At 62.3% G+C, this 25226-nt stretch carries 23 protein-coding genes; 9 read left to right on the top strand and 14 right to left on the bottom strand.

Features of this window, described 5'->3' with window-relative positions:
- Positions 1-74 precede the first annotated feature (74 nt).
- Positions 75-290, bottom strand: a complete 216-nt coding sequence (gene rpsU / locus D8767_RS27160) for a 30S ribosomal protein S21 (protein ID WP_003255575.1) — start codon at positions 288-290, stop codon at positions 75-77.
- Between the two features lie 204 nt (positions 291-494).
- Here rpsU and tsaD point away from each other — a divergent pair, with 204 nt between their 5' ends.
- Complete coding sequence (gene tsaD, locus D8767_RS27155) at positions 495-1520, top strand: tRNA (adenosine(37)-N6)-threonylcarbamoyltransferase complex transferase subunit TsaD (protein ID WP_016715759.1); 1026 nt, start codon at positions 495-497, stop codon at positions 1518-1520.
- Between the two features lie 3 nt (positions 1521-1523).
- On the opposite strand, the gene plsY is transcribed toward tsaD, so the two are convergent.
- Complete coding sequence (gene plsY, locus D8767_RS27150) at positions 1524-2093, bottom strand: glycerol-3-phosphate 1-O-acyltransferase PlsY (RefSeq protein WP_016715760.1); 570 nt, start codon at positions 2091-2093, stop codon at positions 1524-1526.
- Positions 2094-2167: 74 nt separating this feature from the next.
- On the opposite strand from plsY, the gene folB reads away from it, so the two are divergent.
- Both folB and folK read left to right on the top strand, forming a co-directional pair.
- Positions 2168-2524 (top strand): dihydroneopterin aldolase, encoded by a 357-nt coding sequence (gene folB / locus D8767_RS27145; protein WP_016715761.1) that lies wholly within the window; start codon positions 2168-2170, stop codon positions 2522-2524.
- Positions 2515-3024: a 2-amino-4-hydroxy-6-hydroxymethyldihydropteridine diphosphokinase gene (gene folK, locus D8767_RS27140; RefSeq protein WP_016715762.1), complete on the top strand. Its 510-nt coding sequence runs from the start codon at positions 2515-2517 to the stop codon at positions 3022-3024. Before folB ends, folK begins: the two co-directional genes overlap by 10 nt.
- A gap of 60 nt (positions 3025-3084) precedes the next feature.
- Here folK and D8767_RS27135 read toward each other — a convergent pair whose 3' ends face one another.
- The 11 genes from D8767_RS27135 to D8767_RS27085 form a co-directional block, all read right to left on the bottom strand.
- On the bottom strand, positions 3085-4200 hold the full coding sequence (locus D8767_RS27135) for a multifunctional CCA addition/repair protein (RefSeq protein WP_016715763.1): 1116 nt from the start codon (positions 4198-4200) through the stop codon (positions 3085-3087).
- A gap of 55 nt (positions 4201-4255) precedes the next feature.
- Complete coding sequence (locus D8767_RS27130) at positions 4256-5824, bottom strand: SpoVR family protein (protein ID WP_016715764.1); 1569 nt, start codon at positions 5822-5824, stop codon at positions 4256-4258.
- On the bottom strand, positions 5821-7095 hold the full coding sequence (locus D8767_RS27125; RefSeq protein ID WP_016715765.1) for a YeaH/YhbH family protein: 1275 nt from the start codon (positions 7093-7095) through the stop codon (positions 5821-5823). Before D8767_RS27125 ends, D8767_RS27130 begins: the two co-directional genes overlap by 4 nt.
- Before the next feature lie 130 nt (positions 7096-7225).
- A complete protein-coding gene (locus D8767_RS27120; protein ID WP_016715766.1) occupies positions 7226-9148 on the bottom strand; it encodes a PrkA family serine protein kinase in 1923 nt (640 codons plus the stop codon).
- Between the two features lie 284 nt (positions 9149-9432).
- On the bottom strand, positions 9433-9765 hold the full coding sequence (gene glpE, locus D8767_RS27115; RefSeq protein WP_016715767.1) for a thiosulfate sulfurtransferase GlpE: 333 nt from the start codon (positions 9763-9765) through the stop codon (positions 9433-9435).
- Between the two features lie 14 nt (positions 9766-9779).
- Positions 9780-10646 carry a symmetrical bis(5'-nucleosyl)-tetraphosphatase gene (locus D8767_RS27110; RefSeq protein WP_016715768.1) on the bottom strand — a complete coding sequence of 289 codons (867 nt, stop codon included), beginning with the start codon at positions 10644-10646 and terminating at the stop codon, positions 9780-9782.
- Positions 10646-11026 carry a Co2+/Mg2+ efflux protein ApaG gene (apaG, locus tag D8767_RS27105; RefSeq protein ID WP_016715769.1) on the bottom strand — a complete coding sequence of 127 codons (381 nt, stop codon included), beginning with the start codon at positions 11024-11026 and terminating at the stop codon, positions 10646-10648. The genes D8767_RS27110 and apaG overlap by 1 nt, the downstream gene beginning before the upstream one ends.
- A 144-nt stretch (positions 11027-11170) precedes the next feature.
- Complete coding sequence (rsmA, locus tag D8767_RS27100; RefSeq protein ID WP_028699058.1) at positions 11171-11971, bottom strand: 16S rRNA (adenine(1518)-N(6)/adenine(1519)-N(6))-dimethyltransferase RsmA; 801 nt, start codon at positions 11969-11971, stop codon at positions 11171-11173.
- Positions 11968-12957, bottom strand: coding sequence for a 4-hydroxythreonine-4-phosphate dehydrogenase PdxA (gene pdxA / locus D8767_RS27095; RefSeq protein ID WP_016715771.1), 990 nt, complete (start codon positions 12955-12957; stop codon positions 11968-11970). Before pdxA ends, rsmA begins: the two co-directional genes overlap by 4 nt.
- A complete protein-coding gene (gene surA, locus D8767_RS27090; RefSeq protein ID WP_033724242.1) occupies positions 12954-14273 on the bottom strand; it encodes a peptidylprolyl isomerase SurA in 1320 nt (439 codons plus the stop codon). Before surA ends, pdxA begins: the two co-directional genes overlap by 4 nt.
- A complete protein-coding gene (locus D8767_RS27085; protein WP_028699057.1) occupies positions 14254-17055 on the bottom strand; it encodes an LPS-assembly protein LptD in 2802 nt (933 codons plus the stop codon). Before D8767_RS27085 ends, surA begins: the two co-directional genes overlap by 20 nt.
- Positions 17056-17185: 130 nt before the next feature.
- On the opposite strand from D8767_RS27085, the gene D8767_RS27080 reads away from it, so the two are divergent.
- Genes D8767_RS27080 through D8767_RS27070 form a run of 3 tightly spaced genes read left to right on the top strand, consistent with a single transcriptional unit; the run spans position 17186 to position 19642 of the window.
- Complete coding sequence (locus tag D8767_RS27080; protein WP_016715774.1) at positions 17186-18205, top strand: aminoglycoside phosphotransferase family protein; 1020 nt, start codon at positions 17186-17188, stop codon at positions 18203-18205.
- Complete coding sequence (gene murU / locus D8767_RS27075) at positions 18202-18873, top strand: N-acetylmuramate alpha-1-phosphate uridylyltransferase MurU (protein ID WP_016715775.1); 672 nt, start codon at positions 18202-18204, stop codon at positions 18871-18873. The genes D8767_RS27080 and murU overlap by 4 nt, the downstream gene beginning before the upstream one ends.
- Before the next feature lies 1 nt (position 18874).
- Positions 18875-19642: a TerB family tellurite resistance protein gene (locus tag D8767_RS27070; RefSeq protein ID WP_016715776.1), complete on the top strand. Its 768-nt coding sequence runs from the start codon at positions 18875-18877 to the stop codon at positions 19640-19642.
- Positions 19643-19677: 35 nt separating this feature from the next.
- On the opposite strand, the gene D8767_RS27065 is transcribed toward D8767_RS27070, so the two are convergent.
- Positions 19678-20676: an alpha/beta hydrolase family protein gene (locus D8767_RS27065; RefSeq protein WP_063977469.1), complete on the bottom strand. Its 999-nt coding sequence runs from the start codon at positions 20674-20676 to the stop codon at positions 19678-19680.
- Positions 20677-20771: 95 nt separating this feature from the next.
- Between D8767_RS27065 and D8767_RS27060 the strand changes: the two genes are divergently transcribed.
- From D8767_RS27060 to D8767_RS27050, 3 genes are all read left to right on the top strand, one after another.
- Positions 20772-23159 carry a PAS domain S-box protein gene (locus tag D8767_RS27060; RefSeq protein WP_016715778.1) on the top strand — a complete coding sequence of 796 codons (2388 nt, stop codon included), beginning with the start codon at positions 20772-20774 and terminating at the stop codon, positions 23157-23159.
- Between the two features lie 7 nt (positions 23160-23166).
- The gene (locus D8767_RS27055) at positions 23167-23799 is read left to right on the top strand and encodes a response regulator transcription factor (protein WP_173401663.1); all 633 of its coding nucleotides are present in this window, start codon (positions 23167-23169) and stop codon (positions 23797-23799) included.
- Between the two features lie 295 nt (positions 23800-24094).
- Positions 24095-25219, top strand: a complete 1125-nt coding sequence (locus D8767_RS27050) for an ABC transporter ATP-binding protein (protein ID WP_016715779.1) — start codon at positions 24095-24097, stop codon at positions 25217-25219.
- The last annotated feature ends 7 nt before the right edge of the window (positions 25220-25226 follow it).

Here is a 25226-nt window from a genome sequence, read left to right as displayed (position 1 = left end):
CAAGTTTGAAGCGACCACTGCCATCGCCCGGCGGTTAGCCGGGCAGGGCAGAAGCTTTGCGTTGAACGCCTGTATTAGTACAGACGAACGGCGCGGCGCTGTTCGCGCTGAACTTTCTTGGCGTGACGCTTAACAGCGGCAGCTGCTTTGCGCTTACGCTCTGCGGTCGGCTTCTCGTAAAACTCGCGGCTACGAACTTCAGCCAGTACACCGGCTTTTTCGCAGGAGCGCTTGAAACGACGCAGAGCTACGTCGAAGGGTTCGTTCTCTTTAACTTTGACGGCTGGCATCCAGGGCTACCTTAATTCATTACCGGGGTAGACGTGCTCCTGGCAAAACAAAGGTGTGCTGGAGAACGTCGGTTTTCAAGGGTTGCGGATGTTAACCCTTAGCAAGCCGGAATGCAAAGCCTCTGATCGAAAACCGCTGGTCGGCATCCGACACGGGGACTATCATGCGCGGCTTCGAATTCAGCCCCCACAAGGGACGAACCCATGCTAGTACTGGGATTGGAAACATCCTGCGACGAAACTGGTGTCGCATTATACGACAGTGAACGCGGTTTGTTGGCCGACGCACTGTTCAGCCAGATCGACCTGCACCGCGTGTTTGGCGGTGTGGTGCCCGAGCTTGCCTCGCGTGACCACGTCAAGCGCATGCTGCCGCTCATCCGCCAGGTGCTGGACGAGGCCGGCTGTGTCGCCACCGAGATCGACGCCATCGCTTACACCGCAGGCCCTGGCCTGGTCGGTGCTTTGCTGGTGGGTGCCTCCTGCGCCCAGGCACTGGCCTTTGCCTGGGACATTCCGGCAATTGGCGTACACCACATGGAAGGCCACTTGCTGGCGCCCATGCTGGAAGAAAACCCACCGGAGTTTCCGTTCGTCGCTTTGTTGGTTTCCGGCGGGCATACCCAGTTGGTTCGGGTCGATGGTATCGGCCAGTACGAACTGCTGGGCGAGAGCCTGGATGACGCTGCCGGTGAAGCGTTCGACAAGACCGCCAAGCTGATCGGTCTCAACTACCCTGGTGGCCCGGAAATCGCGCGCCTTGCTGAAAAGGGTGTGCCTGGGCGTTTCGTTTTCCCACGGCCGATGACTGATCGCCCGGGCCTGGAGTTCAGCTTCAGCGGCTTGAAAACCTTCGCCCTCAACACCTGGCAGCAATGCAAGGATGCTGGCGACGACGGTGAGCAAACCCGTTGCGACGTGTCCCTGGCATTCCAGCAGGCGGTGGTGGAGACTTTGACCATCAAGTGCAAGCGGGCGCTCAAGCAGGCTGGCCTCAAGCGCCTGGTCATCGCCGGTGGCGTGAGTGCCAACAAGGCGTTGCGGGCGTCCCTCGAGGACATGCTCGGCAGCATCAAGGGCAACGTGTACTACGCGCGGCCACAGTTTTGTACCGACAATGGCGCGATGATCGCTTACGCCGGCTGCCAGCGCCTGTTGGCCGGGCAGCAGCAGGACCTGGCCATCAGCGTGCAGGCACGCTGGCCGATGGAACAGTTGCCGCCGCTGTAGGTTTCAGAAGTGCCGTTCGCGCCCGGCAAACAGGTCGCGTAGGTTGCTGCGGTGGCGCCACACGATCATCACCGTCAGCACGGTGATCGGTAGCAGGGCTTCCGGCTCGCGCCAGGCCAGCAATGGCAAGGTCAATGGCGTGGCAATCAGCGCCGCCAGCGAGCTGGTACGGGTAAGGTAGAACGTCAGTAGCCAGGCGCCTATGGCCAGCAGCGCGGCCGGGAAGTACAGGCCCATGAGCATGCCGGCGGCGGTGGCTACGCCTTTGCCACCGCGGAAGCAGAAATACAGCGGGAACAGGTGGCCCAGCACCGCACACACGCCTACCCAGGCTTGCGCGTGCAGGTCCAGCCCGGCAAAGCGGGCAAGCAATACCGGCAAAAGGCCCTTGCACAGGTCGCCGAGCAGGGTCAGGATCGCCAGTTTACGGCCTGCCAGGCGTAGCATGTTGGTGGCGCCGGCATTGCCTGAGCCGCTGGAACGCGGGTCCGGGCTGCCCGAAAGGCGGCTTAGGACAATGGCGAAGGACAGCGAGCCGAGCAGGTAGGCGAGCAACGCCAGTAACCAAAACATGCTAACTATTCCGGGCGAGGACGCCCTGATTCTAACGGCGCCAGTCGCCCTTGTCGTGCTGTGGAGAGAAGTGCTTGGACAGAGTGTTCATCGAAGGCCTGGAAGTCGATACCGTCATCGGTGCCTATGACTGGGAGCGGGATATTCGCCAGTGCTTGCGCCTGGACCTGAGCTTCGCCTGGGACAACCGCCCGGCGGCGGCGGGTGACGACCTGAGCCTGGCGCTGGACTATGCCAGCGTGTCGGCGCGCGTCCAGGCGTTTGCCGAGCAGGCACGTTTCGAGTTGGTGGAAACCTTTGCCGAGCGCCTGGTGGCCACTTTGATGGAAGAGTTCCAGATCCCGTGGGTGCGGTTGAAACTGACCAAGCCGGGGGCGGTGCCGGCGGCCCGTGGTGGTGTAGGCGTGGAGATCGAGCGCGGATGTCTCTGAGCACGGTTTACCTGGGCCTTGGCAGCAACATCGACCGCGAGGCGCACTTGTGCGCCGGGCTCGATGCGCTGGCCGGTATTCTGACTGACATGCGCTGCTCACCGGCGTTCGAAAGCCAGGCGGTGGGGATCAAGAGCGGGCCATTCATCAACTTTGTGGTGACCGGGCAAACCGCGTTGCCCTTGATCGAGCTGGACCGCCGGCTGAAGTTCATCGAGGCCGACAACGGCCGATACGCGCCGGACCGCAAAGGGTTGCCGCTGGATATCGACGTGCTGATGTATGACGATTTGCACGGTACGTTCGATGGGCTGGTGCTGCCCAGGGCCGAGATCCTGAAGAACGCGTTTGTGCTGTGGCCGTTGTCGTTGCTGGCGCCTGAGCTGGTGCATCCGGGGGCGGGCAAGACCATGGCGCAGTTGTGGCAAGAGGCGCAGATCGATCAGGTGTTGGCGCCGGTCGCCTTTGAGTGGCGTGGATTGCAGTTGACACCGGCATAAGTCTGTACCGGCCCTTTCGCGGCTTTAGCCGCGAAAGGGCCAGTACAGACAGCCGAAAAATCACCCTTCTGCAACACCGATGTAGGCTTCAATCGCCTTCAATCGCTCAGCCTTTAGGGCCTCGCCCAGTGCCTGGCCCGTCAGCCCGGCCTGCACCAAGGGCTTCACATCCACCGCTCGCGCTGCGGTGGATGCACCCCGCAGATAAGCTGCCTGTGGATAACCCTCCTTGCCATCACCCTGCGCCACCATCTCGCACGCGGCAATGAAGTCCTCGAACCGCTGCGGTCGCCGATACACATCGAACTTTTGCAACAGCTCCAGCAGTGCCGCAGCAGGTAAATCCAGCGCATGATTGCCCTGTGCCAGGCATTCCCCTGTCAGCAGTGCCAATTCCTGGCATTCCCGCGGGGCCTTGAGGCGCTGGTTGACGGCTTTTATCGATGCTGGTTCCAGCCCATGCAGCAGGCAGGCCCAGCGTATGTGCAGTGGCTGCTTGTGCAAAGCTGCTTGCTCCAGCGCCGCCAGGGCCTGGGAATCGTCTAGAAGCTCAGGCAGTAGCTCCTGTAGGGCATCGCACGCGCGCAGCACCTGGAAGAACACCTGCGGTTGGGCTTCCATTAGCGCCCGCTCGATTTCCTTCCAGCTACGTTCGGCAGTCAAGGCCTGCAGCTCGCCAGAGGCACTGATCTGACGCATCAGCTCCAGGGTTTCGTCGGCAACCCGGAAACCCAGTGGTGCATAGCGGGCAGCAAAGCGGGCAACGCGTAGCACACGCAAAGGATCTTCGGCAAACGCCGGGGAAACGTGGCGTAAAAGTCGTTGATCGAGATCGTCCTTGCCGTGGTAAGGGTCGTACACCGTGCCCGCCTCATCCTCGGCCATCGCATTGATGGTGAGGTCGCGGCGGATCAGGTCTTCTTCCAGGGTCACGTCAGGGCTGGCGTGAAAGGTGAAACCGCCATAGCCGCGCCCGCTCTTGCGCTCGGTGCGCGCCAGCGCGTATTCCTCGCCGGTTTTCGGGTGCAGGAATACCGGGAAATCGGCGCCGACCGGCCGATAGCCTTTGGCGAGCATTTCTTCGACGGTGGCGCCCACCACCAGCCAGTCGATATCGCTGACCGGGCGGCCGAGCAGGCGGTCGCGCACAGCGCCGCCGACTTTGTAGATGTGCATGTGCAGCTCTCCATAACGGCCGACAGGATAACCTGTCGGCCGTCAAGGCGTTGCACTAGAGGTGGTGGATGACCGCCAGGTCCATGCGACCGTAGTCCGCGCTTTCGCCGTGCTCGCCACGTGGCGGCATGTGATGGGTCTTCATCACCTGCTCACCTTGCACCGTTTCCAGGTGGATATCGAATCCCCACAGGCGGTGCAGGTGCTTGAGCACTTCATCGGTCGAGTCGCCCAGCGGTTTGCGGTTGTGCTGCTGGTGGCGCAGGGTCAGCGAGCGGTCGCCACGGCGGTCGACGCTCCAGATCTGCACGTTCGGTTCACGGTTACCCAAGTTGTACTGTGCCGCCAGTTGCTCACGAATCACCCGATACCCGGCTTCATCGTGAATCGCGGGCACCAGCAGGTCGTCGCGCTGGTCGTCATCAAGGATGCTGAACAGCTTGAGGTCGCGCATCACTTTAGGCGACAGGTACTGCAGGATGAAGCTTTCGTCCTTGAAACTGCTCATGGCGAACTTGATGGTAGAAAGCCAGTCACTGCCGGCAATGTCGGGGAACCAGCGGCGATCTTCCTCGGTCGGATTTTCGCACATGCGGCGGATGTCGGTGTACATCGCAAAGCCCAGTGCGTACGGGTTGATGCCGCTGTAGTACGGGCTGTCGAAGCCAGGCTGGAACACCACGCTGGTGTGCGACTGCAAGAACTCCATCATGAAGCCTTCGGTAATCAACCCCTCGTCGTACAGGTCGTTCATCAGGGTGTAGTGCCAGAACGTCGCCCAGCCTTCGTTCATTACCTGGGTCTGGCGCTGTGGGTAGAAGTACTGGGCAATCTTGCGCACGATGCGCACCACTTCGCGCTGCCAGGGTTCAAGCAGCGGGGCGTTTTTCTCGATGAAATACAGGATGTTTTCCTGAGGTTCGGCGGGGAAGCGCCCGTCATCGCGGTCGTTACCCTTATCCGCGCTTTTCGGAATGGTGCGCCACAGGTCATTGATCTGGCGCTGCAGGTGCTCCTCGCGCTCCTGTTGTCGACGCCGCTCTTCCTCGGCAGAAATGGGGTAGGGCCGCTTGTAGCGGTCGACGCCGTAGTTCATCAGGGCATGGCAGGAGTCGATCAGGTCTTCAACTGCATCAATGCCATGACGCTCTTCGCACTGGGCGATGTACTGCTTGGCGAACACCAGGTAGTCGATGATCGAACTGGCGTCAGTCCAGGTGCGGAACAGGTAATTGCCTTTGAAGAAACTGTTATGGCCGTAGCAGGCATGGGCGATTACCAGTGCCTGCATGCACATGGTGTTTTCTTCCATCAGGTAAGCGATACACGGGTCGGAGTTGATCACGATCTCGTAGGCCAGGCCCATCTGGCCACGGCTGTACGACTTTTCTGTGCTGAGGAACTGTTTGCCGTAGGACCAATGGTGATAGCCCAGCGGCATGCCGACCGAGGCGTAGGCGTCCATCATCTGCTCGGCCGTGATCACCTCGATCTGGTTGGGGTAGGTGTCCAGGGCGTAACGCTCGGCCAGGCGGCTGATTTCCCGATCGTAGGTCTGGATCAGCTCGAACGTCCACTCGGACCCGGTGGAAATGGGTTGGCGTCTCTGTGCTCTGGCGGTCATGTGGCTAACCTGCGCTGGAAGAGTTCACGGAAGACCGGGTAGATGTCGCCGGCCGATACCAGCTGCTGCTGAGCGAACGTATCGGGGTAGGCTTCACCGATGCGTTCGTATTCATACCACAGCGCCTGGTGCTCACGGGGGGTGATCTCGACGTAAGTGTAGTACTGCACATGCGGCATGATCTGCTTGGAGAGGATCTCGCGGCAGATGGGCGAGTCGTCGTTCCAGTTATCGCCGTCGGAGGCCTGCGCGGCATAGATGTTCCAGTCGCTGGCCGGGTAGCGTTCAGCCATGATCTCCTGCATCAGCTTGAGTGCGCTGGAAACGATGGTGCCGCCTGTTTCCCGCGAGTAGAAGAACTCTTCCTCGTCGACTTCCCGGGCGCTGGTGTGGTGGCGGATGAACACCACTTCGATGCGGTCGTAGTTACGCTTGAGGAACAGGTACAGCAGGATGAAGAAGCGCTTGGCGATGTCCTTGGTGGCCTGGGTCATCGAGCCGGACACGTCCATCAGGCAGAACATCACCGCCTTCGAGCTGGGGTTGGGCTGCTTGACCAGCAGGTTGTACTTGAGGTCGAAGGTATCGAGGAAGGGCAGGCGGTTGATGCGCGCCTTCAAGCGTTCGATTTCCTGTTCGACTTCCTGGATATCGGTGAAATTGTCCGGTTCTTCGACCCGCAGGCGGGCGAGTTCCTTTTGTGCTTCGCGCAGCAGTGCGCGGCTGCTTCCGGTCAGGGCGATACGCCGGGCATGGGCCGAGCGCAGGGTACGAACGATATTGATGCGCGATGGGTTACCTTCATTGGCGATACCGGCGCGCACGGTCTTGAAGGTGTCGGTGCCTGTCAGGTGACGCTTGACCAGGTTGGGCAGTTCGAGGTCTTCGAACATGAATTCGAGAAACTCTTCCTGAGTGATCTGGAAGACGAATTCGTCCATGCCTTCGCCGGAATTACCGGCCTTGCCACGGCCCCCGCCGCCACCCCCGCCGCCTTGCGGCCTTGGGATGTGTTCACCTGCAGTGAATTCCTTGTTGCCAGGATGCACGATGGTCTGTTTGCCGCCGCGACCATGGTGTAGCACCGGTTCGTCGATGTCGCGACCGGGAATGCTGATCTGCTCGCCATGTTCCATGTCCATGATGGAACGGCGGCTTACCGCCTCTTCGACGGCCTTCTTGATGTGTTCGCGGTACCGCCGCAAAAAGCGCTGGCGGTTGACCGTGCTCTTGTTCTTGCCGTTCAGGCGTCGGTCGATAACGTAGCTCATGGTCCCTCCGGTAGCTGGGAACAGCTGCACGCTTCAAGCTACGAGCTGCTGCACGTCATGGCAGCAAAGCAGCTGCCGCCGCCCAAGGCCGGCATGGCAGCCTTGGGCGCGCGGTGTATAGCTTGTCGCTTTATTGCGATTTCCTGACCCGCAGGTACCATTCCGACAGCAGGCGCACCTGTTTGTCGGTGTATCCACGCTCCACCATCCGGGTGACGAAGTCGTTGTGTTTCTTCTGGTCCTCTTTGCTGGCCTTGGCGTTGAAGCTGATGACGGGCAGCAGGTCTTCGGTGTTGGAGAACATTTTCTTCTCGATCACGACCCGCAGTTTTTCATAGCTCAGCCAGCTTGGATTCTTGCCGTTGTTGTTGGCGCGTGCGCGCAGTACGAAGTTGACGATCTCGTTGCGGAAGTCTTTCGGGTTGCTGATGCCGGCCGGTTTCTCGATCTTTTCCAACTCCTCGTTGAGGGCGATGCGGTTGAGGATTTCGCCGGTTTCCGGGTCGCGGTATTCCTGGTCCTGGATCCAGAAGTCGGCGTACAGCACATAGCGGTCGAAGATGTTCTGGCCGTATTCGCTGTAGGACTCCAGGTAGGCCGTCTGGATTTCCTTGCCGATGAACTCGATGTAGCGTGGTGCCAGGTATTCTTTCAGGTAGCGCAGGTAGCGTTCGCGCACTTCCGCCGGGAACTGTTCCTGTTCGATCTGCTGTTCCAGCACGTACAGCAAGTGCACCGGGTTGGCGGCGATCTCGTGTGGGTCGAAGTTGAACACCTTGGACAGGATCTTGAAGGCGAAGCGGGTCGAAAGGCCGTTCATGCCTTCATCAACGCCAGCGGAGTCACGGTATTCCTGGATCGACTTGGCCTTCGGATCGGTATCCTTGAGGTTTTCCCCGTCGTAAACGCGCATCTTGGAATAGATATTGGAGTTTTCCGGCTCTTTGAGGCGGGAAAGCACCGTGAACTGAGCCAGCATCTTGAGCGTATCCGGCGCACAATGGGCCTTGGACAGCGAGCTGTTGACCAGCAGCTTGTCGTAGATCTTGATCTCATCGCTGACGCGCAGGCAGTACGGCACCTTCACGATGTAGATCCGGTCGATGAACGCTTCGTTATTCTTGTTGTTGCGGAAGGTATGCCACTCCGATTCGTTGGAGTGCGCCAGCAGGATACCGGTATAGGGAATGGCCCCAAGGCCTTCGGTACTGTTGTAGTTGCCTTCCTGGGTGGCAGTGAGCAAGGGGTGCAGGACCTTGATCGGCGCCTTGAACATTTCGACGAATTCCATCAGGCCCTGGTTGGCCCGACACAGCGCGCCCGAGTAGCTGTAAGCATCGGCGTCGTTCTGTGGGTACTCTTCAAGCTTGCGGATATCGACCTTGCCGACCAGGGCCGAGATGTCCTGGTTGTTCTCATCGCCGGGCTCGGTCTTGGCAATGGCGATCTGGTTGAGAATCGACGGGTAGAGTTTCACTACCTTGAACTTGGAGATATCGCCGCCAAACTCCTGCAGGCGCTTGGTGGCCCATGGCGACATGATGGTGTTCAGGTAGCGCCGTGGGATGCCGTACTCTTCCTCGAGAATATCCCCATCTTCGGTGGCGTTGAACAAACCCAAGGGCGACTCGAACACCGGTGAACCCTTGATGGCGTAGAACGGCACCTTTTCCATCAGCTGCTTGAGTTTTTCGGCCAGCGACGACTTGCCGCCGCCCACCGGGCCCAGCAGATAGAGGATTTGTTTCTTCTCTTCCAGGCCTTGGGCGGCGTGACGGAAGTACGAAACGATCTGGTCGATGCACTCTTCCATGCCATGGAAGTCGGCAAAGGCCGGATAGCGGCGAATAACCTTGTTGGAAAAGATGCGCGACAGCCTGGAGTTGGTAGAGGTGTCGATCAGCTCTGGCTCACCGATGGCCAGCAACAGCCGTTCGGCCGCCGATGCGTAGGCACTGCGATCCTCTTTACACAGCTCGAGGTACTCCTGCAGCGAGAGTTCTTCCTGGCGCGTAGACTCGAAACGTTGTTGGAAGTGGCTAAAAATACTCATGACGTCACCTCGCTCGATACGTGGAGACGACGCCGGATCAGTCAGCTGATGCTGGCATGCAACCGGGTTCGCCGATTGCTGTATACCCCCCAGAACACCCTGTAACGCTACCGATGACCCGCACGCCGGTGTACCGGCTCTCCCCTTTTTTGGATGGCCTGAGCTTAAGCGTAGTTGGTTATCTGCAAGGTCAAGGGGCGAGGTGGGCAGAAGTTACGAACGACCGTTCGTCAGATAAGCCGCAAGCCCGCACGGGGCGCGGGCTGCAGGAAAAATGAAAATATTTATTCGGCGCTGCCTTGGGCGGTCTCGGCCGGGTAGGTGGCGCGCCACAGTTCGAAGCCGCCGTCCACGCTGTACACGTTGGAGAAGCCTTGGCCTACCAGGTAGGCGGCAGCGCTCTGGCTGGAGTTGCCGTGATAGCAGACCACCAGGGTCGGGGCGTCGAGGTCGGCATTGCGGATGAACTCGGCAACCGAATGGTTATCCAGATGCTGGGCACCGGTGATGTGGCCGGCAGCGAAGGCCTGCGGGTCGCGAATGTCGACGACGACCGCACCTTCTTGCTTGCGAAGCTCCAAGGCCTGCTCGGGAGGGATGCGCTTGAATTCGCTCATGGGTACTACTTCCTTCAGGTGTGGTCGTTGAGTGTAGTGGGTTGTGTCGGCTGGCGCAGGGTGCCGTCGTCGGCGCAGTCGCAGCGGTGGTATTCGCCGCTGTCGACGTTGTACAGGGTCATGGCGCCGCCCCACACGCAGCCGGTGTCCAGTGCGATGACGCCTGGCGCGTCTGCGCGGCCTTCGAGGGCGGCCCAGTGGCCGAAGATGATCTTCACATGCCGCGAGCGGCGGTCCTTGTGTGCGAACCAGGGCTTGTAGCCCTTGGGCGCGGTGCCCAGGCCCTCTTTGCTCTTGAGGTCGAGCTTGCCCTCGGCGGTGCAGAAGCGCATGCGGGTGAAGTAATTGGTGATGACCCGCAGGCGTTCGACGCCGGTGAGGTTCTTGCTCCACTTGTTCGGCTCATTGCCGTACATGCCATCGAGGTAGAGCTTCAGTCGGCCATCGTCGCGCAGTACTTCTTCCACCTCTGCCGCCAGACCAAGTGCCTGGCCGAGCGTCCACTGTGGCGGGATGCCGGCGTGCGCCATGGCAATGCCGCGTGCCTCGTCGTAATGCAGCAGCTTTTGCTGGCGCAGCCAGTCGAACAGTTGATCGGCATCCGGCGCTTCGATGATTTCGCGCAGGGTGTCGCTTTTCTTAAGGCGCTCGACGTTGTGCCAAGCCGCCAGCAGGTGCAGGTCATGATTACCCAACACGCAGACCAGCGACTGGCGGATTGAGTACAGGAAGCGCAGGGTTTCCAGCGACTCGGGGCCGCGGTTGACCAGGTCGCCGACCAACCACAGGCGGTCGACTGCCGGGTTGAAATTGACACGTTCAAGCAGGCATTTGAGAGGTTGCAGGCAGCCTTGCAGATCGCCGACGGCGTAGGTGGCCATCAGTGCAGCGCCCCGGGCACAGCCAGGCGGAAGGGCGCGATTTCGGCGTCGAAGCGCTTACCGTCTTCGGCGAACATCTGGTAGCTGCCCTGCATGGTGCCCACGCGGGTGCTGATGACCGCACCACTGCTGTAGGTGTGGCTCTGGCCCGGGTCGATGTTGGGTTGCTGGCCAACCACACCGGCGCCGCGCACTTCCTCGACTTCGCCGTCACCGTTGGTGATCAGCCAGTGCCGCGACAACAGCTTGGCCTTGAGTGAGCCGTTGTTCTGCACGGTGATGGTGTAGGCGAACGCGAAACGACTGTTCTCCGGGTCGGATTGTTCATTCAGGTAGCGGGTCACGACGCTGACGTCGATTTGATAGCGGGGGTCGGACATGCAAGGGCCTTGGGCGAACTGACGCAATAATGCAGTCTAGGCCATTGGGAGGGGGGAGGGCCAGCGCCGAGGGGGCTTGAGGGCTAGGTTGGATATGCTGGCCTCTTCGCGGGCTTGCCCGCGAAGAGGCCGGTACAGGCGAAATCAGGCTTGCTGATCAGCCAACTGATCGGCCAGGCGCACAAAGGCCGCCAGATCCAGCTGTTCAGGGCGCAGGCTGCCATCCACGCCGGCGGCTTCGATGGCTGCGCTGTCGAGCAGGCCCTTCATGGTATTGCGCAGGGTCTTGCGGCGCTGGTTGAACGCCTCGCGCACCACCTGCTCCAGCAGCTTGGCATCCTTGGCCGGGTGTGGCAGCACTTCGTGCGGTACCAGGCGGACGATGGCCGAGTCCACTTTCGGCGGCGGGTTGAAGGCGCCAGGGCCTACGTTGAACAGGTGCTCGACCCGGCAGTGGTACTGCACCATGATCGACAAACGCCCCCAATCACCACCACCGGGGCCGGCGGCCATGCGCTCGACCACTTCCTTCTGCAGCATGAAGTGCATGTCACGGATCAGCCCGGCATGGCTGAGCAGGTGGAAGATCAGTGGGGTGGAGATGTTGTAGGGCAGGTTGCCCACCACCTTGAGGCTGCGCGGCGGCACGCCGAGCTGGTTGAAGTCGAACTTCAGGGCGTCACCCTGGTGCAGGCGGAAGTTGCTGCGGTCAGCGAACTTGTGCTGCAGGATCGGCACCAGGTCTTTGTCCAGTTCCACCACATCCAGCTGTGCACCGCTGCCCAGCAGGCCTTCGGTCAGGGCGCCCTGGCCCGGGCCGATTTCCAGCAGGTGTTCGCCGGCCTTGGCGTTGATGGCACGCAGGATGCGGTCGATGATGCCGGCGTCGTGCAGGAAGTTCTGGCCGAAGCGCTTGCGCGCCCGGTGTTGGTATTGCTCGTTCATGGTCGGTTCTCGGCCATCTGGTAGGCGGTTTCCAGCGCGACGCGCAGGCTGCCGGTGTCGACCTTGCCGGTGCCGGCCAGGTCCAGGGCGGTGCCGTGGTCGACCGACGTGCGGATGATCGGCAGGCCCAAGGTTACGTTGACCGCAGCGCCGAAGCCTTTGTACTTGAGTACGGGCAGGCCCTGGTCGTGGTACATCGCCAGCACCGCGTCGCAGTGCTCCAGATATTTGGGGGTAAACAGGGTATCGGCCGGCAGTGGCCCGCGCAGGTCCATGCCTTCGGTGCGCAGGCGGGCCAGGGTCGGCTCGATGATGTCGATTTCTTCGCGGCCCAGATGGCCGCCCTCGCCCGCATGCGGGTTGAGGCCGCACACCAGAATACGCGGGTTGGCGATGCCGAACTTGTCGCGCATGTCGGCATGCAGGATACGGGTTACACGCTCCACGCGCTCGGCAGTGATGGCGTCGGCAATATCACGCAGTGGCAGGTGTGTGGTCACCAGGGCCACACGCAAGCCACGGGTGGCCAGCATCATCACCACCTGTGCGGTGTGGGTCAGTTCGGCAAGGAACTCGGTATGCCCGGAGAAGGCGATACCGCTTTCGTTGATAACACCCTTGTGCACCGGGGCGGTGATCATCCCGGCGAAGTGCCCGTCCAGGCAGCCTTGGCCTGCACGGGTCAGGGTCTCCAGCACGAACGCGGCGTTGGCTTTGTCGAGCTGGCCTGGCGCTACTGGGGCAGCGAGGGGGGTATCCCAGACGTAAAGGCTGCCTGCGGGTGCCGGCTGGTCGGGCCATTGGCCTGGGGCTACCGGCAGCAGGCTGACAGCCAGCCCCAGCTGCGTGGCCCGCTCGGCGAGCAGGTCACGGCTGGTGATGGCGATCAGGGGGTGGGGCTGGGCGTCTGCGGCGAGCAGCAGGCACAGGTCGGGACCTATGCCGGCTGGTTCGCCGGGAGTGACGGCGAAGGGCAGGGGCTTCACTGGGCGGCCTGGTCAGCGCCAGGCAGCTTGATTTCAACGTAGGCTTCGTCGCGGATCTGGCGCAGCCAGGTTTGCAACTCTTCGTCGTACTTGCGGTTACGCAGAACGCTCAGGGCCTGCTGTTCGCGGGCCTGCTCGGTGCTGTCGGTGGCGCGGCGGCCCAGCACTTCCAGCACATGCCAGCCGTACTGGGTCTTGAACGGCTTGGTCACCACGCCTTGCTGGGCATTGGCCATCTGTTCACGGAACTCCGGTACCAGGCTGTTCGGGTCTACCCAGTTGAGGTCGCCGCCGTTAAGCGCCGAGCCTGGGTCTTCCGAGAAGCTCTTCGCCAGTTCGCCGAAGTCTTCGCCGTTCTTGATGCGTTCGTACAGGCGCTCGGCCAGTTGCTCGGTGGCCGCATCGCTGCGGATCTCGCTTGGCTTGATCAGGATGTGGCGTACATGCACTTCGTCACGCAGCACGTTCTCGCTGCCCCCGCGCTTCTCCTCGAGCTTGAGGATGATGAAGCCGTTAGGGATGCGGATAGGCTGGGTGATTTCGCCGACCGGCATGCTGCTGAGCATCTTGGCGAAGTCGGGTGGCAGCTGGCCGGCTTTACGCCAGCCCATTTCGCCGCCTTCCAGGGCGTTTTCGCTGGCGGAGCGGGCAATGGCCAGTTGGCCGAAGTCGGCGCCTTGCTTGAGCTGCTGGTACACATCGCCAACCTGGCGCGCCGCCGCCTGGATGGCTTCCGAGTTGGCGCCTTCCGGGGTCGGGATCAGGATGTTTGCCAGGCGGTACTCTTCCGACATCTGCATCTTGCCCATGTCGGAGTTGAGGAAGTTCTTCACTTCCTGCTCCGACACCTGGATGCGCTCGGCCACACGGCGCTGGCGCACGCGGCTGATGATCATCTCGCGCTTGACCTGCTCGCGGGCGTCGTCGAACGACAGGCCGTCGTGGGCCAAGGCAGCACGGAACTGGTCCAGCGACATGCCATTGCGCTGGGCAATGGTGCCGATGGCCTGGTTCAGCTCTTCGTCGGTGATGCGGATGCCGGAACGTTCGCCGATCTGCAGTTGCAGGTTTTCGACGATCAGGCGCTCCAGTACTTGCTGTTCCAGGGCACCGGTCGGCGGTACACCGCCGCCGCGCTTGGCGATGGTTTGCTGTACCTCGTGGACGCGTTGGTCCAGCTGGCTTTGCATGACCACGTCGTTGTCGACGATGGCCACCACGCGATCAAGAGGTTGCACCGCGGCATGCACCGCGCCACTCAGCAATGCAACGCCCAGCAACGCCGGGCGCAGTCGATCAATAAGCTTGGTCTTCACGTTCACGGTAACCTTGAATGCCTTGGTCGAGGAAAGATTCGACCTTGTTGCCAACTACGCCACCGAGGCCTTTCAGGACGATCTGAAGGAAGACACCGTGGTCGCCTTTCTCGTTCGCCGGGAGGGCTTGGCTGAAGTCGTCGTAATCGATCCAGTAGCGGTTGATCAGGCGCAGCTTCCAGCAGCAGTTGTCATACTCGAAACCGCCCATGGCTTCCAGGGTGCGGTTGCGGTTGTAGTCATGCTGCCAGCGAGCGATAACGTTCCACTGCGGAACGATCGGCCATATGACCGAGAAATCGTGCTGCTGGATCTTGTAGTAGTCCTTGATGTAGTTCGCGCTGCCTGGGGTGCCGTAGTCGCCACCACCCACTCGCCACTGACCGGTAGTGGAATCGTAGGAAATGGTGTCGTTACGGTAGCGATAACCGAGGTTAAGCACCTTGTTCGGGTTGTCTTCAGGCTGGTAATGGAACATCGCACTGCCCGAGCGGGTGCTGCGGCTGTCCGGGTCCCAGTTGAAGTCCGAGTTGAAGCGCCAATCGCGGTTGAAGTAGTAGTTGTACAGCAGCGCGTATGGCGACACGTCGGACTGAGAGTCGGTACGGGTGCGGTAGTCGATACCTGGCAGCTGGACCTTGCGGTCCTTGAAGTAATAGGCCTGGCCGATACTGAAGTTCTGGCGCTCGAAGCCGTTTTCTTCGATAAAGCGGGTTGTCACGCCAAGCGAAAGCTTGTTCTCGTCGCCGATGCGGTCGGTGCCGCTGAAGCGGTTGTCGCGGAACAGCGAGTCGTAGCTAAACAGGGTTTCGCCCGAATCGAACAGCGGGATGTCCCTCTGGTCCTTGTACGGCACGTTGAGGTAGAACAGGCGAGGTTCGAGGGTCTGCTTGTAGTTGGTGCCGAACAACGACGTGTTGCGGTCGAAGTACAGGCCGCTGTCCACGCTGAAGATCGGCACGTCGCGGTTCAGCGAGCTGTTGTAGCTGCCATACGCCGGGTTGGCGGACTGCGTGATCGCTTGCGCCTTGCCCTGGCTGTCCAGGTCGAGGTCGTAGTGGGTGTATGCGTACTTCAGCTTGGGGGTCAGGTAGCCATAGCTGGCTTCCATCGGCAGGCTGATCGACGGTGCGACGTTGAAGCGGTTGCCGTTGGCTCGGGCAATACCGCTGACGTTCTGGTCCAGACGACGGCCGGCTGCACCTGCCGAGAAATCTGGGTTACCGTCTTTGTCCCGTACGAAGTCGTCCTTCAGGTCGCGGTCGAAGCGTACCGCTTCGCTCTCGTAACCCAGAACTAGACCACCCGGGTTGTAAGGCAGTACGCCATTCAGCGTGATCTGCGGGAGGCGGTCGTATGGCGTAACCTGCGAAATGGTCGCCATTTCGTAGGCATGCACGTTCAAGCGTGCGGTGTAACCCTCGCCACGGTAAGTCAGCGCGCCCTGCTGATCCAGCAGATCCTTGCTTTCGATGCCGATCTGGTCGGACTCCAGGTCCTGGAAGTAGAACGGGTCGCTGATGTCGGTGTAGTCCACCTCGGTCATCAGGCGCTCGTCCAGCCCGCCCTTGTGCTGCCAGTTGACCATCCAGCGCTGATCTTTGTAGTCAGTCTGGTCTTTGCGGTCGTCGTTCTTGTCGTTCAGGTACGCACCACCGAACTGCCCTTCGCTGGACTTGGTGAGGTAGCGGAACTCGCCTTCCATCAGCAGGCCGCGCTTGGCCATGTAACGCGGGTACAACGTGGCGTCGTAGTTAGGCGCCAGGTTGAAGTAGTACGGCGTCACCAGCATGAAGCCGGTGTCGCTGCTGGTGCTGAACGATGGCGGCAGGAAGCCGGACTGGCGACGGTCGTCGATCGGGAAGTAGATGTACGGTGTGTAGAACACCGGGAAATCCTTGACCCGCAGCGTCACGTTGGTCGCGGTACCGAAACCGGTGGCCGGGTTCAGGGTGATGTTGTTGCCCTTCAGCTGCCAGGCGTTGCTGCCCGGTTCGCAGGTGGTGTACGTACCGTCCTTGAGGCGGATGATGGCGTTTTCGCCACGCTTGGCGTACAGGGCGCTGCCGCGGATGTGCGACTTGTGCATCACATATTCGGCGTTATCGACCTGGGCTTCGCCCGTGTCGAGCTGAATCTGTGCCTCGTCACCGACCACCAGCGAGCCGTTGTCACGGATCTTGACGTTGCCCTTGAGCTCGCCACGGTTCTCGGTCTGGTAGAGGTTAGCCTCGTCGGCTTCGGCCTGCATGCTGCCCTGGCGCATCACCACGTCACCGGCGAGGGTAGCGATCTGCTGCTCCTGCTGGTACTTGGACACCTTGGCGTTGATGTAGGTCGGCGACTCGTCCTTCGGCGTGGTGTCGGCCATGCCCGGGCGGGTTGGCTCGATGTACGCACCCCCGCAGTACGGGCCGGTTTCGGCCAGCTGCGCGGCGGTGAGTTTTTCACGCGGAACCCAGTCCAGGTGGCTGTAGTCTTCGCTGCGCGACTTCAGGGCGCGGCCTTTGGCCTCGGTGACCAGCATTGGCCGGTCCGCGGTTTCGCCTTCGCTCGCGGCTTCGGTGCCGGTGCTGACAGCAGCACCCTCATGCACCGGGCGCGGCGGCAGGTTGTTGACCGGAGCCTTGGGCTTGCAGTCCCAACCACCGGCAGCGGACACTTGGCAGTCGAACTGTTCGGCTGCCACCACATACGACGTGGCCAGAGGTTGCAGGGCCAGCAGACCGCCGGTTACCAGCAACGGAAACTTTCTACGAAACGCGGGGGATTTCAATGCCATCTTATTAGTCCGGGCTTCCTGCGTGCCATCTGCCCGCGTGTGGGGCCGCACGCCTCTCGATGGTCTGAAAAAGATGCTGGATAATAAAGCATGACCCGCTTGACGGCTAGGGCCGTCGGAGACCCTTGTAATGCCTGAACACGATGTACGCTTGCAACAACTGACGGTCTGGCTCGATGAGCAGCTCAATGATCTTTTCCGCAACAACGCCTGGGGCGAAGTGCCGGCCGGCAGCCTGACTGCGGCCAGCAGCGACGCCAGCTTCCGCCGCTACTTCCGCTGGCAGGGCGCCGGCCACAGCTTTGTGGTCATGGACGCACCGCCTCCGCAGGAGAACTGCCGACCGTTCGTCGCCATCGACCATCTGCTGGCCAGCGCTGGCGTGCATGTGCCGCTGATCCACGCCCAAGACCTGGAGCGCGGCTTCCTGCTGCTGGGTGATCTGGGCCATCAGACATACCTTGATATCATTGATGCCGACAACGCCGACGGGCTGTTCGCAGACGCTATCGATGCACTGCTGGCCTTCCAGCGCCTGCCGATGGACGCGCCACTGCCCAGCTACGACGACGCGCTGCTGCGCCGTGAAGTGGAATTGTTCCCGGAGTGGTACGTGGGCCGTGAACTGGGCCTGACCTTCACCGATGCCCAGAAGGCTGCCTGGCAGCGTATCAGCCAGCTGCTGATCGACAGTGCCCTGGCCCAGCCCAAGGTGTTGGTGCACCGCGACTACATGCCGCGCAACCTGATGCAGAGCACCCCCAACCCCGGCGTGCTGGACTTCCAGGACGCGGTGTACGGCCCGGTCACCTACGACATCACCTGCCTGTTCAAGGACGCCTTCCTCAGCTGGCCTCAGCCACGGGTCGAAGGTTGGCTGCGTGACTACTGGCAGAAGGCGCAGGCTGCCGGCATCCCGGTACAGGCCGACTTCGAGGCGTTCCAGCGTGCCAGCGACCTGATGGGCGTGCAGCGCCACCTGAAGGTGATCGGCATCTTCGCCCGTATCTGCCACCGCGACGGTAAACCCCGCTACCTGGGCGACGTGCCGCGTTTCTTCGCCTATATAGAAGAAGTGATCAGCCGCCGGCCCGAATTGGCGGAGCTGGGTGAACTGATCGCGCAGTTGCAGGCCGGAGCGCGTGCATGAAGGCAATGATCCTGGCAGCGGGTAAAGGCGAGCGCATGCGCCCGCTGACCCTGCACACCCCAAAACCGCTGGTCCCGGTGGCCGGCCAGCCGCTGATCGAGTACCACCTGCGTGCCCTGGCGGCGGCAGGCGTTACCGAGGTGGTGATCAACCATGCCTGGCTGGGACAGCAGATCGAAGACCACCTGGGTGATGGCAGCCGCTTTGGCCTGAGCATCCGCTATTCGCCCGAGGGCGAGCCGCTGGAAACCGGTGGTGGCATCTTCAAGGCCCTGCCTTTGTTGGGTGACGCGCCATTTTTGCTGGTGAACGGTGATGTCTGGACCGACTACGACTTCGCACGCCTGCAAGCCCCCTTGCAAGGGCTTGCTCACCTGGTGCTGGTCGACAACCCGGGCCACCATGGCCGAGGTGACTTCCGCCTGCTGGGCGAACAGGTTGTCGATGGCGATGAGGCGCCGGGCACGCTGACTTTCAGTGGCCTTTCAGTACTGGACCCTGCGCTGTTCGAAGGCTGCCAACCGGGTGCCTTCAAGCTGGCACCGCTGTTGCGCCAGGCCATGGCGGCAGGGCAGGTCAGTGGCGAACACTACCGTGGGCACTGGGTGGATGTCGGCACGCTCGAACGCTTGGCCGAAGCCGAGCGCCTGATTGGCGAGCGCGCCTGACATGTGGTGGCCAGGGACACTGATTGGCGCTGGCGCCGGCTTTGCCGTGGCCAGCATTCCGGGCGCTTTGCTGGGCCTGTTGCTTGGGCAGGCCCTTGACCGCCGCTTGCGCCTGGAAGGCTGGGAAGACATGCGCGAGCGTCTGGGCGGGCGCCCGGCCTTGCGCGATGACGAGTTGCTGTTCGTGATGCTTGGGCGCCTGGCCAAGTGCGATGGTCGGGTGGGCGAGCAGCACATCCAGCAGGCGCGTCAGGAGATGGTGCGCCTGGACCTGGCCGAAGCGGCCCGGCTACGCGCTATCAATGCGTTCAACCGTGGCAAGGCGGGCAAGGACCGGCTTGGCAGGCACCTGCGGCGCATTCGCCAGCAGCCACATGCGGCGGAAGGTACCTTGCGTGCCTGTTGGCGCATGGTCTGGGCCGACGGCAAGATGGGCAACAAGGAGCGTGAGCTGCTGCTGGACTGGGGGCAGAAACTGGGCCTGAGCCGACGGCAGGTGCAGGCCATGTCGCTGGAGTACGAGCCGCGCAAGGCTACGGGCGCGGAAGGTGTCCCCATGACCTATGCGGCTGCCTTGCGCTTGTTGGCGGTGGAGGCGGACACCGAAGGCGACAAGGTCAAGCAGGCCTATCGTCGGCTGGTCAGCCGTCACCACCCAGACAAGCTGGCGGGCACCGGCGCCAGTGAGGCGCAGGTGCGGGAAGCGACCGAGCGTACCCGTGAGTTGCACCAGGCGTATGCCATGATCCGTAAGCGGCGGGGCCTGTAAAAACAGGGCCGCAAAGCGGCCCCATCGATTTCAGCTCAACCCTGTGGGCTCATCCACCCCCGCACCCGTCGGAACAATTGCTCCTGCTCCGCCGCCTTGTTCCCCGGCATGGCAATCAGCGACAACTGCCGGTACTGGCTGTCCTTCTGCCGCTTGCTGGCCTGCAGCCGCTGTTGGGCTGCGCTGCGGTCCTGGCTGCGGGTGGCGTAGTAGATATCGGCTGTAGGCACCTTCAAGGTTGGCGCCAGGCTTTCCAGGTCATGTTCCACCCGTGCTGGCGTCTGCGCCGCCACCATTACCAGTTTCTGCACGTGCGGTGGCTGTTTTTCGCTCAGGTAGCGGGCTGCCCAGTACGCACCGCTGCCATGCCCGATCAGCACGATGCTGCGGGCATTGTGCTGCTGGGCAAACGCCACAGCAGCGTCCAGGCGGGCGAAAATGCGCTCGGCGTCGGCCGGGTCTGTCTGCTCGCTGGCCTGTTCGGCGTCGGTACTTTCCGCCGTGTCGGCATCGGCAGCAGTGGCCTGGGCGACATTGGCATTGGCGTCAGCGGGTACGTCCTTGGCTGGCGCACTTTCACCCTTGGTTTTTTCGGGTTCGGCAGCCGACTTGGCCTCGACCCGCGCCTGCGGGCTGTCGGCCAGCAGATCCGGCAGGCTAAGGCTCAGGCTGTGCCAGCCGACATCTGGGAATTTTTGCCGCAGGGGGCCTACGGCATTTGGCCAGTCGGCCGTTTCACCAGCACCCGGGACGATGATCACTGCCCCTTGCGGGTCGCTGTCGTTGGCCGGCTTCCACAAGGCCAGGAAGCTGTCGGCGCCCGCCTGCAACGTCTGTTGCTCAGCCCTGGGTACCAGCCGCTCCAGCGCCAGGGCGTCTTCCTGGCTGCGCTCCAGCAGGGGCGCGCGAGGGGCTTCGGCAGCGGGTGCCTCGGTTGTGGCGGGTGCTTTTTCTGCATCGGCGGCCAAGGCGGCGAGCGGAAGGATCGACGCCAGGCAGCACATTGCCAGCGTCGTGCGATAAAGTGTGGACATGCGTCAACCCAAGGCCAGAATGATACCGGCAGCCTAATAGTATTTGCCCGTGACGGCCATGCTGCATGGCCGCCTTTGCCAAGACGAGCGTGTAGATGAAGCGAGTGCGTCGCCTGTTGGTTATCGGCTGCTTGTGGCTGCCCTTGATAGCCTTGGCCAGGACCGAGGCGGAGCCCACGGTTGTACTGGAACCTGCGCAGCAGCAGTGGCTGGACAGCCATCGCAGCCTGCGCGTCGGCCTGGTGCTGCAGGCGCCTTACGCCCAGTTCGACCGGCGCCTGCAGCAATTGTATGGGGCCAACGTAGAACTGGTGAACAGCCTGGCGCAGGCACTGCGCCTAGACCTTACCTGGCGCAACTTCACCGACCAGACCAGCCTTGAACATGCCCTGCAGGCCGGGGAAATCGACTTTGCCCCAGGCCTTACCCAGACGCCAGCCAGCCTGCGCCTGTGGTTGTTCAGCGACCCGTACATGCGCGTGCCGCAACTGGTAGTGGGGTCGCGCACTGGGGCCATGGCGGTAGAGCTGGAAAAGCTCGAGGCCGAGCAGCGCGTGGCGGTGCGCATGCCCAGCCAACTGGCGGATTATCTGCGTGGCAACTACGGCAACCTCAACCTGCAGGGGGTACCCAACGAGCGTGAGGCCTTGCAACTGGTGGTAGGTGGCCAGGCCAGTTTCGCCGTGCTGGATGAAGCCCAACTCAGCCGCCTGTCGCGTGAGAGCGAGTTCAGCGAGCTGGCTGTGGTTGGCGATATAGGCCTGCCGCAGTTACTGCGCATTGGTTCTCGGCGCGACTGGCCACTGCTGGCCGACGTGCTGGAGCGTGGCCTGCAGGCATTGCCGGCTAAAGAGCTGGAGCAAATGCACCAGCGCTGGTTGCAGCCGAAGTACCCACGCCTGAGCGAGTCGCCTGGCTTCTGGCAGAACCTGGCCTTGCTGTTCGGCATGCTGCTGTTGTGCGCGCTGGCCACGCTGGTGTGGCAACGCCGGCAGCAGCGCCAGCTGGAGCGCAGCCTGTTGGCCACGCGGGAAAGCCTGGTGGAGCGCCAGGTGCGCGAAGAGGCGTTGCGATTGAGCCAGTTCGCCATCGACCAGAGCACGGTGGGTATATTGTGGGTCAACTGGGACAGCCACGTGCGCTACGCCAACCACGCTGCCGAGCGCATGTTGGGTTACGCCGAGGGGGAGCTGCTGGAACGGCCGCTGGGTGACTTCGAGCCAAGCCTTAATATGGACCGCTGGCTGGAGCTGTGGAAAGGCGCGCGTACGGGGGCAAAGGGTATCGGGCAGTTCGAGACGCAATGCCGACGGGCCGACCACAGCCTGCTGCCGGTCGAACTGTCGCTGAGCTTTCTGCGCTTTCGTGATTCCGAATACCTGGTGGTCTACCTCGCCGACGTCACCGAGCGCCACCGTGCCTTGGCGGCACTGCGCGAAAGCGAGGCGCGGCTTAAGGGCATTGCCGGCAATGTGCCGGGGCTGGTATTTCGTCTGGAACGCGACCCGGCCGAGGGCGATCTGGAGTTTCCCTACATCAGTGAAGGCAGTGAGGCGCTGGTGGGCTATACGCCCGGCGAAATCCAGCACCCGCAGATGGGGCTGCGTAACCTGGTACACCCTGAGGACCGTGCCGATTACCACCGGGTGCAGGACCTGGCCCTGGCCAGTGACCAGGACTGGTCCTGGCAGGGCCGCATCCTCACCCGCCAGGGCGAGCAGCGTTGGGCCGACATCAAGGCCAGTACCCGGCGCCTGGGTAACGGCCAGGTGGTGTGGGACGGCGTGGTGTGGGACATCACCCAAGGCAAGCGGGCGGAAATGGCACTGGCCAAGTCCCAGGAGCAGCTACGCGAGCTGTCGGCCCATCTGGAAAGCGTGCGTGAAGAAGAGAAAGCCCGCATCGCCCGGGAAGTGCATGATGAGCTGGGGCAGATGCTGACCGTGCTCAAGCTGGAAGTGTCGATGTGCGAGCTGGCCTTTGCCGAGCTGGACCCGGGCCTGAACGAGCGTCTGGGTAGCATGAAACGCCTGATCGCCCAGCTGTTTCAGTTGGTGCGCGACGTGGCCACGGCCTTGCGCCCGCCAATCCTCGATGCCGGCATTGCCTCGGCCATCGAATGGCAGGCACGGCGTTTCGAGGCGCGCACGCAGATCCCGTGCCTGGTACAAGTGCCGGATAATCTGCCAGCATTGAGCGATGCCAAGGCCATTGGGTTATTCCGTATCCTCCAGGAGGCACTGACCAACGTGATGCGTCATGCCCAGGCGCACAGCGTGGAGATCGAGCTGGTGCTTGCACAGGGGCAATTGCGCATGACGGTCAGCGATGATGGCCAGGGCTTTTGCCGCGAGCAGACCCGGCCCACCTCGTTTGGCCTGGTGGGCGTGCGTGAGCGGGTGCTGATGTTGGGGGGCAGCATGACGCTGGACAGCGAGCCGGGCGAAGGCACCAGCCTGAGCGTGGCCATACCGTTGGAGTAGGAGAGCGATCGTGATTCGAGTGCTGGTGGCCGAAGACCACACCATTGTCCGTGAAGGGATCAAACAACTGATTGGCCTGGCCAAGGACATGCAGGTGGCGGGGGAGGCCGGTAACGGCGAGCAGCTGCTCGAAACCTTACGCCACACGCCTTGTGAGGTGGTATTGCTGGATATCTCCATGCCGGGTGTGAATGGCCTGGAGGCGATCCCGCGGATACGCGCGTTGCACGATGCCCCGGCGATCCTGATGTTGTCGATGCACGACGAGGCACAAATGGCGGCGCGGGCGCTGAAGGCCGGAGCGGCAGGTTATGCCACCAAGGACAGTGACCCGGCGCTGTTGCTGACCGCGATTCGCCGGGTGGCGGGTGGCGGGCGTTACATCGACCCGTCGCTGGCTGACCGCATGGTGTTCGAAGTGGGCCTGACCGAGTCGCGGCCGTTGCACACGCTGCTGTCGGAACGCGAGTTTTCGGTGTTCGAGCGCCTGGCCCAGGGCGCCAACGTCAACGACATCGCCCAGCAGCTGGCGCTGTCGAGCAAGACCATCAGCACCCACAAAGCGCGCCTGATGCAGAAGCTGAAAGTGAACTCGCTGGCGGAGCTGGTGAAGTACGCCATGGAGCACAAGCTGGTCTGATTGCGACATACGCTATCGGTGATCCTGTCGACGTCCCTGTGGGAGCGGGCGTGCCCGCGAAAGGGCCTGACCTGCTGATCTCCATGGCTGTGCCGGCCTCATCGCGGGCACGCCCGCTCCCACAGGTTCGGTGGAGTGTTCGCAAGGGCATTCCAATCCCGCCATCCTTGTAGGGCAATCCCTACAACAAATCTTCCATCCGGATGATGGCATTCTCTCAGCACCCCCGATTTTCGGGCGCTTGCGCCTCTTCTACTCTTTTGCCTACGCAGTCATCCAACAAGAAGGTGCAGGCATGAGCGAGGCGAAGTCGAACGCTGCAACCAGCGAAACGCTGGTCAGCTTCCGTGGTGTGCAGAAGAGCTACGACGGCGAGTCGCTGATCGTCAAAGACCTCAACCTGGAGATTCGCAAGGGCGAGTTCCTGACCCTGCTCGGCCCGTCCGGCTCGGGCAAGACCACCAGCCTGATGATGCTGGCCGGCTTCGAAACGCCCACCGCTGGTGAAATCCAGCTGGCCGGGCGCTCGATCAACAACGTGCCGCCGCACAAGCGCGACATCGGCATGGTGTTCCAGAACTACGCGCTGTTCCCGCACATGACCGTGGCCGAGAACCTGGCCTTCCCGCTGACCGTGCGCAACCTCAGCAAGACCGACATCAGCGAGCGGGTCAAGCGCGTGCTGAACATGGTGCAGCTCGATGCCTTCGCCAAGCGCTACCCCGGCCAGCTCTCGGGTGGCCAGCAGCAGCGCGTGGCCCTGGCCCGGGCGCTGGTGTTCGAGCCACAGCTGGTGCTGATGGACGAACCGCTCGGCGCGCTGGACAAGCAACTGCGGGAACACATGCAGATGGAGATCAAGCACATTCACCAGCGCCTTGGCGTAACCGTGGTGTACGTGACCCACGACCAGGGCGAAGCGCTGACCATGTCCGACCGTGTGGCGGTGTTCCACCAGGGCGAGATCCAGCAGATCGCCGACCCGCGCACGCTGTACGAAGAGCCCTGCAATACCTTCGTCGCCAACTTCATCGGCGAGAACAACCGCATCAACGGCACATTGCTGGCCAGCGACGGCAAGCGCTGCCAGGTGCAACTGCCGCGCGGTGAGCGGGTAGAGGCGCTGGCGGTGAATGTCGGCCAGGCCGGCGAGCCGGTCACCCTGTCGATCCGCCCCGAACGCGTGCGCCTGAACGGTCACAGCGAAAGCTGCGTGAACCGCTTCTCTGGCCGGGTGGCTGAATTCATTTACCTGGGCGACCACGTGCGGGTGCGCCTGGAAGTTTGCGGCAAGGGCGATTTCTTCGTGAAACAGCCTATTGCCGAGCTCGACCCGGCGTTGGCCGTGGGCGATGTAGTACCGCTGGGCTGGGAGGTGGAGCACGCCCGCGCGCTCGATCCGATTGCCGAAGCCCATTGATGGATTG

The sequence above is a fragment of the Pseudomonas sp. LTGT-11-2Z genome, assembly GCF_003691445.1.
GTDB lineage: Bacteria > Pseudomonadota > Gammaproteobacteria > Pseudomonadales > Pseudomonadaceae > Aquipseudomonas > Aquipseudomonas monteilii.
This window is presented reverse-complemented; position numbering and strand designations above follow the sequence as displayed.

Excerpts from the sequence above, each read along its gene's own strand:
- murU (WP_016715775.1), top strand. The coding sequence starts at position 18,202 with ATGAAGGCAATGATCCTGGCAGCGGGTAAAGGCGAGCGCATGCGCCCG.
- apaG (WP_016715769.1), bottom strand. The coding sequence starts at position 11,026 with ATGTCCGACCCCCGCTATCAAATCGACGTCAGCGTCGTGACCCGCTAC.
- D8767_RS27050 (WP_016715779.1), top strand. The coding sequence starts at position 24,095 with ATGAGCGAGGCGAAGTCGAACGCTGCAACCAGCGAAACGCTGGTCAGC.
- rpsU (WP_003255575.1), bottom strand. The coding sequence starts at position 290 with ATGCCAGCCGTCAAAGTTAAAGAGAACGAACCCTTCGACGTAGCTCTG.
- rsmA (WP_028699058.1), bottom strand. The coding sequence starts at position 11,971 with ATGAACGAGCAATACCAACACCGGGCGCGCAAGCGCTTCGGCCAGAAC.
- tsaD (WP_016715759.1), top strand. The coding sequence starts at position 495 with ATGCTAGTACTGGGATTGGAAACATCCTGCGACGAAACTGGTGTCGCA.
- D8767_RS27065 (WP_063977469.1), bottom strand. The coding sequence starts at position 20,676 with ATGTCCACACTTTATCGCACGACGCTGGCAATGTGCTGCCTGGCGTCG.
- D8767_RS27130 (WP_016715764.1), bottom strand. The coding sequence starts at position 5,824 with ATGACCGCCAGAGCACAGAGACGCCAACCCATTTCCACCGGGTCCGAG.
- D8767_RS27135 (WP_016715763.1), bottom strand. The coding sequence starts at position 4,200 with ATGCACATCTACAAAGTCGGCGGCGCTGTGCGCGACCGCCTGCTCGGC.
- glpE (WP_016715767.1), bottom strand. The coding sequence starts at position 9,765 with ATGAGCGAATTCAAGCGCATCCCTCCCGAGCAGGCCTTGGAGCTTCGC.
- D8767_RS27080 (WP_016715774.1), top strand. The coding sequence starts at position 17,186 with ATGCCTGAACACGATGTACGCTTGCAACAACTGACGGTCTGGCTCGAT.
- D8767_RS27110 (WP_016715768.1), bottom strand. The coding sequence starts at position 10,646 with ATGGCCACCTACGCCGTCGGCGATCTGCAAGGCTGCCTGCAACCTCTC.
- D8767_RS27070 (WP_016715776.1), top strand. The coding sequence starts at position 18,875 with ATGTGGTGGCCAGGGACACTGATTGGCGCTGGCGCCGGCTTTGCCGTG.
- D8767_RS27125 (WP_016715765.1), bottom strand. The coding sequence starts at position 7,095 with ATGAGCTACGTTATCGACCGACGCCTGAACGGCAAGAACAAGAGCACG.
- D8767_RS27120 (WP_016715766.1), bottom strand. The coding sequence starts at position 9,148 with ATGAGTATTTTTAGCCACTTCCAACAACGTTTCGAGTCTACGCGCCAG.
- D8767_RS27085 (WP_028699057.1), bottom strand. The coding sequence starts at position 17,055 with ATGGCATTGAAATCCCCCGCGTTTCGTAGAAAGTTTCCGTTGCTGGTA.
- plsY (WP_016715760.1), bottom strand. The coding sequence starts at position 2,093 with ATGTTTTGGTTACTGGCGTTGCTCGCCTACCTGCTCGGCTCGCTGTCC.
- D8767_RS27060 (WP_016715778.1), top strand. The coding sequence starts at position 20,772 with ATGAAGCGAGTGCGTCGCCTGTTGGTTATCGGCTGCTTGTGGCTGCCC.
- folK (WP_016715762.1), top strand. The coding sequence starts at position 2,515 with ATGTCTCTGAGCACGGTTTACCTGGGCCTTGGCAGCAACATCGACCGC.